This window comes from Paraburkholderia sp. CNPSo 3076, from assembly GCF_026343935.1.
GTDB classification, from domain to species: domain Bacteria; phylum Pseudomonadota; class Gammaproteobacteria; order Burkholderiales; family Burkholderiaceae; genus Paraburkholderia; species Paraburkholderia nodosa.
In genome coordinates this window covers 17376-32133 of the sequence record NZ_JAPMAL010000048.1, presented here as the reverse complement: position 1 = coordinate 32133, position 14758 = coordinate 17376, and the positions used below count along the sequence as shown (strand labels likewise).

Below are 14758 nucleotides of genomic sequence, written 5' to 3'. Positions count from 1 at the left end.
GCAAAGGTTGAAGGGGCAAGGGGTTCGGCAAGCACGACGCGTTCCAGCGTGAAGCCACCGACGATTCCGTGCTTCAACGGCGCGTTGGGCGTTATATCGATTCCGTTATTCATCACATAATGAATCGAAATTTCGGCCTCAATTTTGACTGACCAGTATCTGACCTTTCCATTCCCTGTTTCGGAGACCTCATGGCAACAAGATTCGCTCGCGTGTCGGTGCGCTCACTGCGCCTGGTGGCTGCGCTGTTCGCCACGCTCGGCGCCTGGGTCGCGTTGAGCCCTACCGCCATCGCTGCGGCCCCGATGGGCGTCGCGTTCGTCTATCTCGGCAACCCCGGCGACGCAGGCTGGACCTACGCGCACGAACAGGGCGTGAAGGCGATCGAAGCGAAATACGGCGACAAGATCAAGGTCACACGTGTGGAGAACGTCCCCGAATCCGCCGACTCGGAGCGCGTGTTTCGCGATCTCGCGAGCAAGGGCAACAAGATTATCGTGGGCTCGAGCTTCGGATTTCAGGACTTCGAACTGAAGACCGCAAAGGATTATCCCGACGTTGTGTTCGAGCATGCGACGGGATACAAGAAGGCCGCGAACTTCGCGACCTATGACGTGCGCACGTACCAGAGCGCGTATCTGGCCGGGCTCGTCGGCGGCTATACGACGAAGACGAATACGCTCGGCTTCGTCGCCTCGGTGCCGGTGCCCGAAGTGGTGCGCAACATCAACGCCTTCACAATGGGCGCGCGTTCGGTCAATCCGAATGCGAAGGTCAAGGTCATCTGGATCAATAGCTGGTTCGATCCGGGCAAGGAGAAGCAGGCGGCCGAAACGCTGATCGGCCAGGGCGCGGACGTGCTGATCCAGAACACCGACTCGACGGCGACGATGCAGACTGCCGAGCAGAAGAAAGTGCATGCGTTCGGTTGGGACTCCGACATGAAGAAGTTCGGCCCGAATGCCCAACTGGGGGCTTGCGTGAGTTACTGGGGCGTGTATTACTCTCACCTGGTCGAAGAGGTGCAAGCCGGCACGTGGACCAACACGCCGACGTGGTGGGGCCTCAAGGAAAAGGCCATCGACCTCGCCGACATCAACACCGCAACCGTCTCGCCCGCCGCGCAAAAGGCGCTCGCGCAAAAGCGCGACGACATCATCGCCGGAAAATTCGAACCGTTCGCGGGGCCGATCAAGGATCAGAGCGGCGCGATCAAGGTGGCAGCGGGCACGTCGCTGCCCGACGCCGAGTTGCTGCGGCTGAACTGGTTCGTGCAGGGCGTAGACGGTGCGTTGCCGAAATGAAACCGCCAACAAGGAGGAGGCTCGCTTTGAGCCTGACCATTTCCCCACAACAGAACGCTTCTGAATTCCCGGAGCAAGGGCTCGCGCCGACGCGCGATCAGATCGTCCGCCATTTGCGGCACGCAAGCGTGATCGCGGAACGCGCGACGCAGTTGGGCCATCACCCGTTTGGCGCCATTCTCGTCGGGCCCGATCAGGAATCGGTTCTCATCGAACAGGGCAATGTCGATACCGTCAATCATGCGGAAGCCGTGCTCGCGCGCATCGCCGCGCTCAACTTTACGCCGCAATACTTGTGGAGTTGCACGCTGTATACGACGGTCGAGCCGTGCTGCATGTGCGCGGGCACGGCCTACTGGGCGAACATTGGGCGCGTGGTGTTCGGCATGACGGAAGAGCGGCTGCTGCAGGCCACGGGCAATCACGCGGAGAATCCGACGATGAGTGTGTCGTCGCGCTATGTCTTCGATCATTGCCAGAAGCGCGTTGACCTGATCGGGCCCGTAGCCGAGGTCGAGGAAGAAGTGATGCAGGTGCAGCGCAATTTTTGGGGACACGTTTGAGCAGTGACTTCATGCCGTAATCACGCGAAATCGCTCTGTAAGTCGGCTGACCTATGCTTAACCCACCGGCGTACCTTTGAACAGGAGAAACGCAAATGAAAGCTCGGCGCATCTTTGCAGCCCTGTTGGCTGTATCGCTTGTCCTGGCGCTGCCAGCCACCGCGAGTTACGCATGCGACGGTACTGGTTATAACCAGCCAGGCTCTGGAAAATGAAACGGTTAGATAACTAGCCGTTTGCCTGGAAAACGGCCACCAAAATCTTTTTGCACCGCCGCATCGGGTATGCTCATCCCCATCCATCTCATTGAATGAGAGAGAAACAGGGGAGCGAAGAGATGCGGCGCGTGGTGTTCAATCAGAAGGGTGGTGTAGGCAAGTCAACGATCGTTTGCAATCTGGCTGCGATCAGCGCGAACGAGGGCCGGCGCACGCTCGTGATCGACCTCGACGCGCAGGCAAATTCGAGCCAGTACCTGCTCGGCGCGGCTTCCACCGACGCGAAGCCCAACGTAGCCGACTTCTTCGAAACCGCGCTGACGTTCAGCTTCCGGCCGGTCGAGGTCACGTCGTTCATTCATTCGACACCCTTCGAGAATCTGGACGTGATGCCCGCGCATCCCGATCTCGACACGCTGCACGGGAAGCTCGAGTCGCGCTACAAGATCTACAAGCTGCGCGACGCGCTCAAAGAGCTCGACATGTACGATGCGATCTACATTGACACGCCGCCTGCACTGAACTTCTACACGCGCTCGGCGCTGATCGCGGTCGAGCGCTGCCTCATTCCATTCGACTGCGACGACTTCTCGCGCCGCGCACTTTACACGCTGCTCGAAAACGTGAAAGAAATTCAGCAGGACCACAATGCCGCGCTTACGGTCGAAGGCATCGTCATCAACCAGTTCCAGCCGCGCGCGAGCCTGCCGCAGCAACTCGTTGACGAACTCGTCGATGAAGGGTTGCCGGTGCTGTCGTCGCGGCTTTCATCGTCGGTGAAGATTCGCGAATCGCATCAGCAGGCCAAGCCCGTCGTTCACCTCGATCCGGCGCACAAACTCACGCGCGAATTCCTCGCGCTCCATCAGGAACTGAGCGGGGCTTAAAGGGCAAGCGCGGAGATCACCGGTTTACGCCCTCGGCGGAGTGTGCAAGTATCCCTCGCAGCGAGTCGCACCGAGACTCTTGCTCTCTTGCGAGGTGCAGAATGGACTGGAGGTTCTGGAAGAACGAGAAGCGCCAGGAAGAGGCGCGCAACTGGCCTGCCAATACGCATGAATCGATACGCCAACTCCTGGGCATGTATCAGGGCGTCGGCACGCCGCCGTTTGCGAACTGGGCCGCGCCCGGCATCGCATTCACACCCGAGGTCGAAGCAACCGCTCAAAATGGGGTCAAGGGCTACCAGCTCGCCCTCTGGTTCTGGCTCTTTGCCGAGAAGCACGGCACCATCGCGGCGAGAATGGCACGCGAGACGTTTTGCCTGCTGGCCGACGCAGCGCAGCCGTCGTCGGGAGACGCGATCGATGCGCTCCTCGATCAGGAAAACCGCCTCGCGCACGCTGTCGAGGCGATTTCCGCCGAGCAGCGCGCGTTCAGACTGGAAGGCCAGAGCGTCGAACTGCCGATGGAATTCTTTTTGGCCACCGGCACCCTGAGGCTCAGGCCCGACTCGCCTTACGCGGGGGATGTGGCCGCCTCCCTGCAAGGCAACGACTACAAGCTGGCGGACTGCTTTCGCCATGCCACCGACGAAGCGCTGTCCGTGTTCCGGCCGATGATCCAGGCGGTCGAATTCGACGCGAAATCGTTGCCCAACTGGAAATGGAGCGCCCGGCCGGGCGCGGCCGAGCGGCATCTGCAGCGGCGCTACAGCAATCCACTCTTTCCGCTGCATCGGCAGATGGTGACGGCTCACGACGTGCATGAGGCGCGTCTTGCCGATAACCAGGCGCTGCAGGATATTCGCAACGAACTCAGTGAAGTGCGCCGCGCATTCTTCGAAAAGCCGGAGCTGCCGTTGAACTGGCTGGCGTACCTCGAAAGCTACCGGGACGAGGTGGACAGGCTCGACGAACGCCGCCTCGTTGCGGGCGGGCAGAACGCGGCGCTCGGCGAAGCGATAGCGGCGCTGCGTGCCGAGATTCTGGCGCCGTGGCGCGCCGAGATTCAGAAGAATCGCCACAGCCTCGCCGCGCTCGAGCAGGACGAAGCGCGCAGGGCCGAACGGCGCGCACTGCTGTATGGCTGCGACTGGACCGCGCAACTGCTGAGTCACGGCTCGCTGATCCCGCCGGACGAAGTCGTTCCGGCTCTGCTGAGCGAATCTCCACCAGAGCTGCAGAGGGCGGTGACCGGTTTGCAGTCGGAGCCGCGCCTGCATGAGACGCTGGCCCACTGCCGGGCCGTTGCGCATCGGCTCGTGAACGAGCTGCGCGCGGCAGGTCACACCTTTCCCGATATGACCGACAAGCTGCGTATTCTGGACGGCTCGTTCGACGCCCCCCTGAACGGCCCGAAGGACCGGCCGCTCGACGGCGCGCCGGGAGAGGTGCCGGCCTGAAGTTCGAGGCGGGCACCCGGTTGATTCGCTAACGTCAGGTTTTCAGCCGGTAGCCCGTCTTGAAGATCCACGCAGTGATCGCGAGGAACACGGCGAGAAAGGCGGCTGTCATGCCGAGACTCACGCCGACGTCGACATCGGCGAGCCCGTAGAAGCTCCAGCGAAAACCGCTGATGAGATAGACGATCGGGTTGAATAGCGTGATCACTTTCCACGCCGTCGGCAGCATGTCGACCGAGTAGAAGGCGCCGCCGAGGAAGGTCAGCGGCGTGATGATCAGGAGCGGCACGATCTGCAGTTTCTCGAAGTTGTCCGCCCAGATGCCGATGATGAAACCGAGCAGGCTGAACGTGACCGCGGTCAGCAGCAGGAACAGCGCCATCCATACGGGGTGCTGGATCTGGATCGGCACGAAGAGCGCCGCGGTCGCGAGGATGATGAGCCCGAGCACGACCGACTTGGTCGCCGCCGCGCCGACATAGCTGACCACGATTTCGAGGTAGGACACGGGCGCCGAGAGCAGCTCGTAGATCGTGCCCGTGAAGCGCGGGAAGTAGATGCCGAACGATGCGTTCGAGATGCTCTGCGACAGCAGCGACAGCATGATCAGGCCCGGCACGATGAACGCGCCGTAGCTGACACCGTTCACTTCCTTGATGCGCGAACCGATTGCGGAGCCGAAGACGATGAAGTAGAGCGAGGTCGAAATGACCGGTGCGACAATGCTCTGCATCAGCGTGCGCCGGGTGCGCGCCATTTCGAATCGGTAGATGGCGCGAATTGCGTAGTGGTTCATCGGGAGGTTACCTGTCCTTTGCCGTCTTCTGCGACCGAAGCTGCGGCGGGCCGTGAAGCGGCCGCCGGGTCTCTATGGACGAGACTCACGAAGATGTCCTCGAGCGAACTCTGGCTCGTTTTCAGGTCCGTGAAGCCGATGCCGGCCTCGTTCAGGTTCTTCAGCAGCGTGATGATGTCGTTGCGTTCGTTTTCGCTGTCGTACGTATAGATGAGTTCGGAGCCGCCGTCGGCCAGCTCCAGCCCCCAGGCAGCGAGCCCGTCCGGAATCGCGCCCAGCGGCGCGTCGAGCTGCAGCGTCAACTGTTTGCGGCCGAGCTTGCGCATGAGCACGTCCTTGCGCTCGACGAGCATGATCTTGCCCGCGTTGATGACGCCGATGCGGTCGGCCATCTCCTCCGCCTCGTCGATGTAGTGCGTCGTCAGGATGATCGTCACGCCGTTCGCCTTGAGCCCGCGCACGAGTTCCCACATGTCGCGGCGCAGCTCGACGTCCACCCCCGCCGTCGGTTCGTCCAGAAACAGGACTTGCGGCTCGTGCGCGAGCGCCTTCGCGATCAGCACGCGGCGTTTCATGCCGCCCGAGAGCGTCATGATCTTGTTGTTCCGCTTTTCCCACAGCGAGAGGTCGCGCAGCACGCGCTCGACATACGCGGGGTTGGGCGGCTTGCCGAACAGGCCGCGGCTGAACGATACGGTGGCCCAGACCGTTTCGAACGCGTCGGTCGTCAGCTCCTGCGGCACGAGGCCGATCAGCGAGCGCGCGGCGCGATAGTCGGCGAGGATATCGTGACCGGCCACGCGCACACTGCCTTCGCTCGCATTGACGATGCCGCAGATGATGCTGATCAGCGTCGTCTTGCCGGCGCCATTCGGCCCCAGCAGCGCGAAGATTTCGCCCCGCGCAATGTCCAGATTGACGTTCGTGAGCGCCCGGAGTCCCGATGCATAGACTTTCGAGAGATTCTCGATGGATAGGATCGTTTGCATGTGCGTGACATTACCAGAAGCGGGTAAAAGACATCGCACGGACCCACACGGGACATTGAACATCTCCAGGGAAAACCCTCTCATGTCATTCCCATTCGCTGGGAATCGTATTTTTGATTTCTGGGAGTAGCGTGGCATGCTGAGTGCATCAATTCAGCCTTCGTCTTCCAGGTGAAACAGGAACCCGGTGTTACTGGCGCAGAGCGCCTGCTACTGGTGCTTTCGGCACTCGCGAGCCGCGGCAAGGCAATGTCCGCGAAGGACATGCTCGCGGCCACCGGGCTCGCGCAAAGCACACTTTACCGCCAGGTCGCGGTGCTCAAGCGCTGGGGCTTCGTGACCGAAGACGCCGGCTACTACGCGCCGGGCCCCATCAGTCTGCAGCTTGCGCTTGGCTTCGACGTCAATTCGCTGCTCGTCGAATCGAGCCGCGAAGGCATGCTGCAACTCGCGCGGACCTCGCAGGAGAGCGTCGGGCTCGTCGTCGCCGTGAACGACCAGGTGGTCTGCCTCGAAATGGTCGAAAGCACACATTCGCTGCGCTGCTCGTTCGAGAAGGGGCGCGCGGTGCCGCTCAAGGCCGGGGCGTCGGCCAGGTCATTGCTCGCGTTCATGCACGAAAAGGCGCGCGGCGAGACGCTCGATCGCCTCTTCGCCGGCGACGCCAAGGGCCGCGCCGCCATGGAAGCGGAACTGAAGCAGATTCGCGCGCGCGGCTACGCGGTGAGCGAAAGCGAAGTCGACCCCGGCGTATGGGGCGTGAGCGCGCCCGTGTTCCGGCGCGTTGCGCGCGGCGCGGGGGCCAACGCGTCGATCACCTTGATGGCGCCGTCCTCGCGCGTGGCAGGCCGCGAATTGCAGCTCGCCGACTGGACCTTGCGCACGGCGCACACCATTTCCGCCCGCCTGCAGACCGATTGACCGCAACGAACGAAGCCCACGAACAAAGCCAACGAACGAAGCCAAAAAACGCAGCGTCCCGACCAACCACACAGGAGTCCAACATGAAACTGCACAAACTGCTGTCCGCCACGTGCGTCGCCCTCGCGATGTTCGCCGCCGCCGCTCCCGGCACCGCGGGCGCGCAAGCGCAGAACGTCCTCCAGGTCGCGACCGATGCGACGTTCCCGCCGATGGAGTTCACGGAAAACGGTCAGCGCACCGGGTTCGACGTCGACCTGATGAACGCGCTCGCCAAGGCAATGGGCAAGCAGGTCCAGTGGACCGACATCGACTTCAAGGGGCTGATTCCGGGGCTGATCGCACACCGCTTCGACGCCGCGATCTCCGGCATCTACATCACGCCGGAACGCAGCCAGGTGGTGGACTTCACGCAGCCGTATTTCGCAGGCGGCCTCGTCGCGCTCGTGAAGGCCGACTCGCCCATCAAGACGCTCGCCGATCTCGACGGCAAGAAGGTCTCGGTGCAGGTCGGCACGAAGTCGGTGAACTTCCTGCGTGACAACTACCCGAAGGTCACGCGCGTCGAGGTCGAGAAGAACCAGGAAATGTTCGACCTGGTCGGCATTGGCCGTGCCGACGCCGCCGTGACCGGCAAGCCCGCGGCGTACCAGTTCGCCCGCACGCGCTCGGGTTTTCGCGTGCTCGACACGGAGCTGACGAAGGAGGCCTATGGCATTGCCGTGCGCAAGGATGAACCGCAGCTGCGTGATTCGCTGAACGCGGCACTTGCGAAGATCAAGGCGGACGGTACCTACGCCCAGATCGTGAACAAGTGGTTCGGCTCGAGTTCGAAGTGACCCGGCGGATCTGATCCATGCAATTCGACTTCTCTCCGGCTATCGCCGGTTGGGCCGACATCGCACACGGCGCGCTGGTCACGGTGGAAGTGACCGCTGCCGCACTCGTGCTCAGCTGCATGCTCGGCCTCCTGATCGGCATCGGCCGGCTCGCGCCGCAGCGGCGGCTCGTCTACGGCTTCTGCACGGGCTACCTCGTGTTCTTTCGCGGCACGCCGCTGCTCGTGCAGCTGTTCCTGCTGTTCTTCGGACTGCCGCAGTTCAACATCCTCTTGCCGGCGTTCGTCTGCGGCATGCTGGGGCTCGGGCTCTATTCGGCGGCCTACGTCTCGGAGATCGTGCGCGGCGCGATCCAGTCCGTCGATCGCGGGCAGATGGAAGCCGCGCGGTCGATCGGCATGTCGTCGGGGCAGGCCATGCGCGCCATCATCCTGCCGCAGGCCGTGGTTCGCATGATTCCGCCGCTCGGCAACGAATTCATCGCGCTCATCAAGAATTCCGCGCTGGTCTCGCTGCTGACGATCGACGACCTGATGCATGAAGGCCAGAAGATCATCAGCGTTTCGTATCGCTCGCTGGAGGTGTACCTCGTGATCGCGCTCGTCTATCTCGTGCTGACGCAGACGACCAACTACGCGCTGCATCGCGTCGAGCGCCGTCTGCGCGCAGGAGGGATGGTGCAATGAGCGCGCAACCGGATCCGATCGTTCGCATTCGCGGACTCAAGAAGTCGTTTGGCTCGCACCTCGTGCTCAACGGCATCGACTTCGACATTCAGCCGCAACAGGTGGTCGTGGTGATCGGCCCGAGCGGTTCGGGAAAGAGCACGTTCCTGCGCTGCTGCAACGGACTCGAGCAGGCCGAGGGCGGCACCGTCGATATCTGCGGTCATCGCCTCGTGGAAAACGGCGCGATGCTCAAGGACCGCGCGCTCAATGCGCTGCGTACCGAAGTCGGCATGGTGTTCCAGTCGTTCAACCTGTTTCCGCACCTCTCGGTGCTGCACAACATCACGGTCGGGCCGCGCATGTTGCGCGGGGCATCGAAGGCGCAAGCCGAGTCCGCCGCGCTTGCCTTGCTCGAGAAAGTCGGGCTCGCGCACAAGGCGCATGTGATGCCGGCGAGCCTTTCGGGCGGCCAGAAGCAACGTGTCGCCATTGCGCGCGCGCTGGCCATGCAGCCGCGCGTGATGTTGTTCGACGAGCCGACTTCGGCGCTCGACCCGGAGCTGGTCGGCGAGGTGTTGCAGGTCATGAAGCTGCTGGCTTCCGAGGGGATGACGATGGTGGTCGTCACGCACGAGATGGGCTTCGCGAAGGAAGTGGCCGATGTCGTGGTGGTGATGGACGGTGGCGAGATCGTCGAGTCGGGGCCGCCTTCGACGATCTTCACCGCGCCGGCACAACCGCGCACGCGCAGTTTCCTGCAAGCGGTGTTGTCGCGCGCATGAGCCGCTCTTCCGCACCCGAAGGCAGGGCAGGCGCAAGAGTGACGCTGCTGCGCGGCGCCGATCTCGTGCCCGCGCCCTGGAAAAACGGCGGCGGCGTGACGCGCGAAATCGTGACGGGTTGCGCAGCGGGCGCGCCGCCCGATGGGTTCGCTTGGCGCGCGAGTCTCGCGGATATCGCGCAGGCCGGGCCGTTTTCGTGCTTCGCGGGCGTCGACCGCACGCTCGTGTTGATCGAGGGCGCCGCCTTGCAGCTGGACGAAGCGTGCGCAGGAGGACAAGCGCCACACGCCAAACATACGCTCGATCGCGCCCTGGACATCGCGCGCTTTGCCGGTGAATCGGCGATCGATGCACGGATCGCCGCCGGCCCCGTGCGCGTGTTCAACCTGATGGTGCGCCGCGAGGCCGCGCGCGGCGCGCTCGAAGTGTGGCGCGAGGCAGGGCGGCGCAGTGTGCATGCGCAGACCGTGTTGCTGCATGCCGTGCAAGGTCGAGTCGAGGTGAGCGTGGCCGGCGACGGCTTCATCGCGCTCGCGCCCGGCGACACGTTGCGCGTGGACGCGGCGCAGGCCGTGGACCTCGAAACGCGCGGCGCAGGCGCGCTGCTGGCCGTCACACTCGATATCGCGCGAGCCTGATTTCATGAGCCCCCTGATTTCTCCGCTTGCCACGACGAACGCGCTCTTCGCGGACCATGCGTACCTGCCCGGCGGCTGGCGCCGCAACGTGCTGCTCGAATGGGACACCACGGGCACGCTGCGCGGCGTGACGCCCGACCTCGCGCACGCGCCGAACGGCGTTGCGCACGCGGCGGGGCCGATCATGCCTGGCATGCCCAATCTTCATTCGCATGCGTTCCAGCGCGCCATGGCGGGCCTCACCGAATATCGCGCGAATCCGACCGACAGCTTCTGGAGCTGGCGCGACCTGATGTACCGCTTCGCGGCGCGCATCACGCCCGACGATCTTGCCGCGGTCGCGAGCTGGCTTTACGTGGAAATGCTCAAGGCGGGCTATACCTCCGTTTGCGAGTTTCACTACGTGCATCACGCGCAGGACGGCCAGCGTTATGCGAGTCCTGCCGAACTGGCGCAGTGTGTGGTCGAGGCGGCCGAGGTCACCGGCATCGGCATGACCATGCTGCCCGTGCTCTACCAGTACCGCGGCTTCGGCGCGCAAGCGCCGCGCGACGATCAGCGGCGCTTCATCAACACGCCCGATCAGTTGCTCGGCATCGTCGAGGCGCTGCGTGCGTGGCGGCCCGAGCATGGCGCGTTGCGCTATGGCGTCGCGCCGCATTCGCTGCGCGCCGTTTCGCTCGACTCGTTGCGTGCGCTGCTGGAAGGCCTGGATCACGCGCTTCCTCACGCGCCCGTGCATATCCACATCGCCGAGCAGACGGCCGAAGTGGACGCGTGCCTCGCGACCGAGGGCGCGCGGCCCGTGCAATGGCTGCTCGATCGCTTCGACGTGAACGCGCGCTGGTGCCTCGTCCATGCCACGCATATCGATGCGCGGGAGACCGCCGCGCTCGCGCAGAGCGGCGCGATTGCGGGCCTGTGCCTCACGACCGAAGCGAATCTTGGCGATGGCATTTTCCCCGCGCGCGAGTATCTCGATGCGGGCGGCGCGTTCGGCATCGGCTCGGACAGCCATATCGGCGTGGACTGGCGCGCCGAATTGCGCCTGCTCGAATACGGACAGCGGCTCGTACGGCGCGAGCGCAATGTATTGGCCGCGACGCATCAGGCGCAGGTAGCCGACCGTCTTTTCGACGCGGCGCTCGCGGGCGGTGCGCGCGCGACGGGGCGCGCGGTGGGCGCGCTGCAGGAGGGCGCCCGCGCGGACTGGCTCGTGCTCGACGCGCAGCATCCGAACCTCGCGCAGCAGACGCCGCCAAGCTGGCTTTCCTCCGTGGTGTTCTGCGAGCATGGCGAGACGCCGGTGCGCGACATCTATGTGGGCGGCGAGCAAGTCGTCGCGCAGCGCCGGCATCGCGACGAAGCGCGCCTGTACGCCAGCTATCGCAAGGCGTTGAACCATCTCCTCGCCGGCGCCTGAGCGCGCGGCCAACCGAACGGAGCCCCCATGACCGACCTCTTTACGCTCGAACGCGGCACGGCGCCGCTGCTGATCTCGATTCCCCACCTCGGCACGCAGATTCCCGAGGCGCTGCGCGACGCCTATACGGACATCGCGCTCACGGTCGCCGATACCGACTGGCATCTCGACCGGCTCTATGCGTTTGCGAAGTCGCTGGGCGCGACGATACTCGGTGCGCGCGTGTCGCGCTATGTGATCGACCTGAACCGGCCGCCCAACGACGAAAGCCTGTATCCGGGGCAGACGACGACTTCGCTGTGCCCGACCGAAACGTTCCGCGGCGAGGCGCTCTATCGCGAGGGCCGCGCGCCTGATGCGCACGAGCGGCAACGCCGCGTCGCCACATACTGGCAGCCGTATCACGACGCGCTGCGCGCCGAGCTGCAACGCCTGCGCGCGCAGCACGCCAACGTGCTGCTGTGGGAAGCGCACTCGATTGCGAGCGTGCTGCCGCGGCTATTCGACGGCAAGCTGCCCGATCTGAACATCGGCACGCAGGACGGGCGCACGGCGGCGGCGGCGGTGCAGGCGGCGGTCGAGCGCGCGGCGGCCGCGAGCGACTTCACGTGGATCGCGAATGGCCGCTTCAAGGGCGGCTACAACACGCGTCATTACGGCGCGCCGCAGGACGGCGTGCATGCCGTGCAACTCGAAATGTGCCAGTCGACTTACATGAGCGAGGCAGCACCGTTCGACTACATGCCGTCGCACGCGCAGAAAGTCGAGCCGGTGGTGAGCAGGATGATGGGCGGCGCGCTCGAGGCCGTGAAGGCGATGAACGCCGCCGCGGGTTGATTGCGCCGCGCGTGAACACGCTATTAAGCGAATCCCTACCTTTCAGACAGCAGCCGGTCTCAAAGGCGATGTGCCCCGTTCTGCGCGCCGCCCAGCGCGGGAAAGTACTCAGTTGTGCGGGCTACGATCGCGCTGCCGATCGTAGTATTCTCTAGCGACGCGGCCTCGGGGGGCGCTGATGTGCCATCGCGAAGCAGTCCAGACATCCACATAAAGAGGAGAGGTTGAATGAAGTTGACGAAGCTCCTGTTCACAAGCGCGCTTGCCGTATCGGCACTTGGATTTACCGCCATATCCGCCCATGCGGAAGACCTGCTGGATTCCGTCAAACAGGCCGGGGTGCTCAAGATCGGTCTGGAAGGCACCTATCCCCCATTCGATTCCCGTGACAGCAAGGGCGAACTCGTCGGCTTCGACGTGGACGTCGCGAAGGCCGTGGCGGCCAAGCTCGGGGTTAAGCCCGAGTTCATTCCCACCGAGTGGAGCGGCATTATCGCGGCGCTGCAGGCCGGCAAGTTCGACGTGATCGTCAATCAGGTGACCATCACGCCGCAACGCCAGCAGGCGCTCGACTTCAGCCAGCCGTACACGTACTCGGCCGCGCAGCTGATCCAGCGCTCCGACGACAAACGCGAATTCAAGACGCTCGACGAATTCAAGGGCGACAAGAAGCTCGGCGTGACGCTCGGCACCAACTATGACCAGATGGCGCGCGCCGTGCCCGGCATCAACGTGCAGACCTATCCCGGCGCGCCCGAGAAGCTGCGCGACCTGGCCACGAAGCGCATCGACGCAACGATGGACGACCGCCTGATGCTGCCGTACATCATCAAGACGTCGAACCTGCCGCTGCGTCCGGGCGCCGTGTTGCCGGGCGCCGATCAGCAAATGGCCATTCCGTTCCGCAAGGGCAATCCGAAGTTCGAGAAGGCGATCAACGACGCGCTCACCTCGCTCAAGCAGGACGGCACGCTCAAGAAAATCTCCATGCAGTGGTTCGGCCAGGACGTGACGCAACCGCTCGCTCACTAACGCTACTGGCGTTTCTCGACACTCGCGCCGGCCGCATTCATGGCCGGCGCGTTTCGCTTCAACACATCTTCCTATCGCGCCGCCTGCGTCCTCGTGCGCAGCTTCGCGACTTCCGCCGCGCCCACCCCGCCTGCCTTGTTGTTCCAGCCCGCACGCACGAACGTGAGCACATCGGCGATCTGCTTGTCGCTTAGGACATCTGCATAAGCGGGCATGGGGTACGGCGCGGGCATGCCCTGGATCACGAGATCGCCCGTGCCGTTGAGCGTGACGTTGATGAGCGACGACGCGTCTTTTTCCAGCACGTTCGGGTTGCCCGCGAGCGGCGCGAACATCGGCGCGAAGCCGCGCCCGTCGGCGCCGTGGCAATGCATGCAATACGCCGTGTAGACGCGCGCGCCCGCATCGTTCGCCGGACGCGAGAGCGATACTTTCGTCGCCTGCGCGTCATAGGCGTAAGCCGGTGCGCCGTCGCCGCCCTTCGCGGGCAGCGACTTCAGGTAGAGCGCGATCGCGTTGACATCCGCGTCGTTCATGGCCTGGGTGCTCTTGTTGACCACATCGGTCATCGCGCCGAACGCCGAGGCGTGCTGGTTCGCGCCCGTCTTCAGGAACTGCGCGAGGTCCGCTTCGTTCCAGCGCCCGAGGCCCGTGTTGTGCGCGCCGGTCAGGTTCGAGGCGAACCAGCCGTCGAGCACGGCGCCCGTGAGCCAGGCGTCGCCGCTTTCGTCGAGCGCCTTCTCGTTGAAGCCGATGCCGCGCGGCGTGTGGCACGAGCCGCAATGGCCGAGACCCTGCACGAGGTACGCGCCGCGGTTCCATGCCACGTCCTTGCCCGCTTTGTCCTGGTACGCGCCTTTCTCGAGGAAGACGGCGTTCCAGATCTTGAGCGGCCAGCGCAGGTTCATCGGCCACTTGATGTCGGCGTCGCGATTGCTCTGCCTGACCGGTTTCACGCCTTGCATGAAGTACGCGTAGAGCGCGGCGACGTCCTCGTCGCGCACCTTCGCATACGAGGGATAAGGCATCGCCGGATAGAGGTTGTGGCCGTCTTTGGCGACGCCCTCGCGCAGGGCGCGCGCGAAGTCCGCTTGTGTGTAGCCGCCAATGCCGGTGTCCGGATCGGGCGTGATGTTGGTCGTGTAAATGCGGCCAAGCGGTGTGCTCATCGGCAGGCCGCCTGCAAACGGCTTGCCGTGCGGCGCGGTGTGGCACGCCGCGCAGTCGCCCACGGCGGCGAGGTAGGCGCCGCGCTGGATCGTGGCGGCGTCCGCTGCGCCCGCCGCGAGCGCGGGGCGCGCAGTCACGCACGCGAATGCCGCGAGCGCGAGCGTTGCGGCGGCAGCGCGGCGCAGGCCGCGGGCTCGTTGGGATGCGTCGATCGTCTTCGTCATGGTTCGCTCC

At 64.3% G+C, this 14758-nt stretch carries 15 protein-coding genes; 12 read left to right on the top strand and 3 right to left on the bottom strand.

What is annotated here, in order from left to right; genetic code table 11:
- Positions 1-191 precede the first annotated feature (191 nt).
- The 4 genes from M3A49_RS37710 (at position 192) to M3A49_RS37695 (ending at position 4429) form a co-directional block, all read left to right on the top strand.
- On the top strand, positions 192-1304 hold the full coding sequence (locus M3A49_RS37710; protein WP_266233374.1) for a BMP family ABC transporter substrate-binding protein: 1113 nt from the start codon (positions 192-194) through the stop codon (positions 1302-1304).
- A 26-nt stretch (positions 1305-1330) separates the two neighbouring features.
- Positions 1331-1867, top strand: a complete 537-nt coding sequence (locus M3A49_RS37705) for a nucleoside deaminase (RefSeq protein ID WP_266233373.1) — start codon at positions 1331-1333, stop codon at positions 1865-1867.
- Between the two features lie 337 nt (positions 1868-2204).
- A complete protein-coding gene (locus M3A49_RS37700; RefSeq protein WP_028206927.1) occupies positions 2205-2972 on the top strand; it encodes a ParA family protein in 768 nt (255 codons plus the stop codon).
- 101 nt (positions 2973-3073) lie between these two features.
- Positions 3074-4429 carry a tryptophan leader peptide gene (locus tag M3A49_RS37695; protein ID WP_266233372.1) on the top strand — a complete coding sequence of 452 codons (1356 nt, stop codon included), beginning with the start codon at positions 3074-3076 and terminating at the stop codon, positions 4427-4429.
- A 34-nt stretch (positions 4430-4463) separates the two neighbouring features.
- Here M3A49_RS37695 and M3A49_RS37690 read toward each other — a convergent pair whose 3' ends face one another.
- Complete coding sequence (locus M3A49_RS37690) at positions 4464-5225, bottom strand: ABC transporter permease (protein ID WP_028206926.1); 762 nt, start codon at positions 5223-5225, stop codon at positions 4464-4466.
- Positions 5222-6214 carry an ABC transporter ATP-binding protein gene (locus M3A49_RS37685; RefSeq protein WP_254353200.1) on the bottom strand — a complete coding sequence of 331 codons (993 nt, stop codon included), beginning with the start codon at positions 6212-6214 and terminating at the stop codon, positions 5222-5224. The genes M3A49_RS37690 and M3A49_RS37685 overlap by 4 nt, the downstream gene beginning before the upstream one ends.
- A 171-nt stretch (positions 6215-6385) precedes the next feature.
- On the opposite strand from M3A49_RS37685, the gene M3A49_RS37680 reads away from it, so the two are divergent.
- The 8 genes from M3A49_RS37680 to M3A49_RS37645 all read left to right on the top strand — a co-directional run bounded on the left by M3A49_RS37680 (position 6386) and on the right by M3A49_RS37645 (position 13354).
- On the top strand, positions 6386-7135 hold the full coding sequence (locus M3A49_RS37680) for an IclR family transcriptional regulator (protein WP_266233371.1): 750 nt from the start codon (positions 6386-6388) through the stop codon (positions 7133-7135).
- 83 nt (positions 7136-7218) lie between these two features.
- Positions 7219-7974: a transporter substrate-binding domain-containing protein gene (locus tag M3A49_RS37675; RefSeq protein ID WP_266233370.1), complete on the top strand. Its 756-nt coding sequence runs from the start codon at positions 7219-7221 to the stop codon at positions 7972-7974.
- A gap of 17 nt (positions 7975-7991) precedes the next feature.
- Positions 7992-8660, top strand: coding sequence for an amino acid ABC transporter permease (locus M3A49_RS37670; RefSeq protein ID WP_254353202.1), 669 nt, complete (start codon positions 7992-7994; stop codon positions 8658-8660).
- Positions 8657-9424 carry an amino acid ABC transporter ATP-binding protein gene (locus tag M3A49_RS37665; RefSeq protein ID WP_302056689.1) on the top strand — a complete coding sequence of 256 codons (768 nt, stop codon included), beginning with the start codon at positions 8657-8659 and terminating at the stop codon, positions 9422-9424. Before M3A49_RS37670 ends, M3A49_RS37665 begins: the two co-directional genes overlap by 4 nt.
- Complete coding sequence (locus M3A49_RS37660) at positions 9421-10062, top strand: HutD family protein (protein ID WP_266233369.1); 642 nt, start codon at positions 9421-9423, stop codon at positions 10060-10062. Before M3A49_RS37665 ends, M3A49_RS37660 begins: the two co-directional genes overlap by 4 nt.
- 4 nt (positions 10063-10066) lie before the next feature.
- Positions 10067-11485, top strand: coding sequence for a formimidoylglutamate deiminase (locus M3A49_RS37655; protein WP_266233368.1), 1419 nt, complete (start codon positions 10067-10069; stop codon positions 11483-11485).
- Between the two features lie 27 nt (positions 11486-11512).
- Positions 11513-12322, top strand: coding sequence for an N-formylglutamate deformylase (hutG, locus tag M3A49_RS37650; RefSeq protein ID WP_266233367.1), 810 nt, complete (start codon positions 11513-11515; stop codon positions 12320-12322).
- A gap of 228 nt (positions 12323-12550) precedes the next feature.
- On the top strand, positions 12551-13354 hold the full coding sequence (locus M3A49_RS37645) for a transporter substrate-binding domain-containing protein (protein ID WP_266233366.1): 804 nt from the start codon (positions 12551-12553) through the stop codon (positions 13352-13354).
- Between the two features lie 71 nt (positions 13355-13425).
- On the opposite strand, the gene M3A49_RS37640 is transcribed toward M3A49_RS37645, so the two are convergent.
- Complete coding sequence (locus M3A49_RS37640) at positions 13426-14748, bottom strand: c-type cytochrome (protein ID WP_266233365.1); 1323 nt, start codon at positions 14746-14748, stop codon at positions 13426-13428.
- Between the last annotated feature and the right edge of the window lie 10 nt (positions 14749-14758).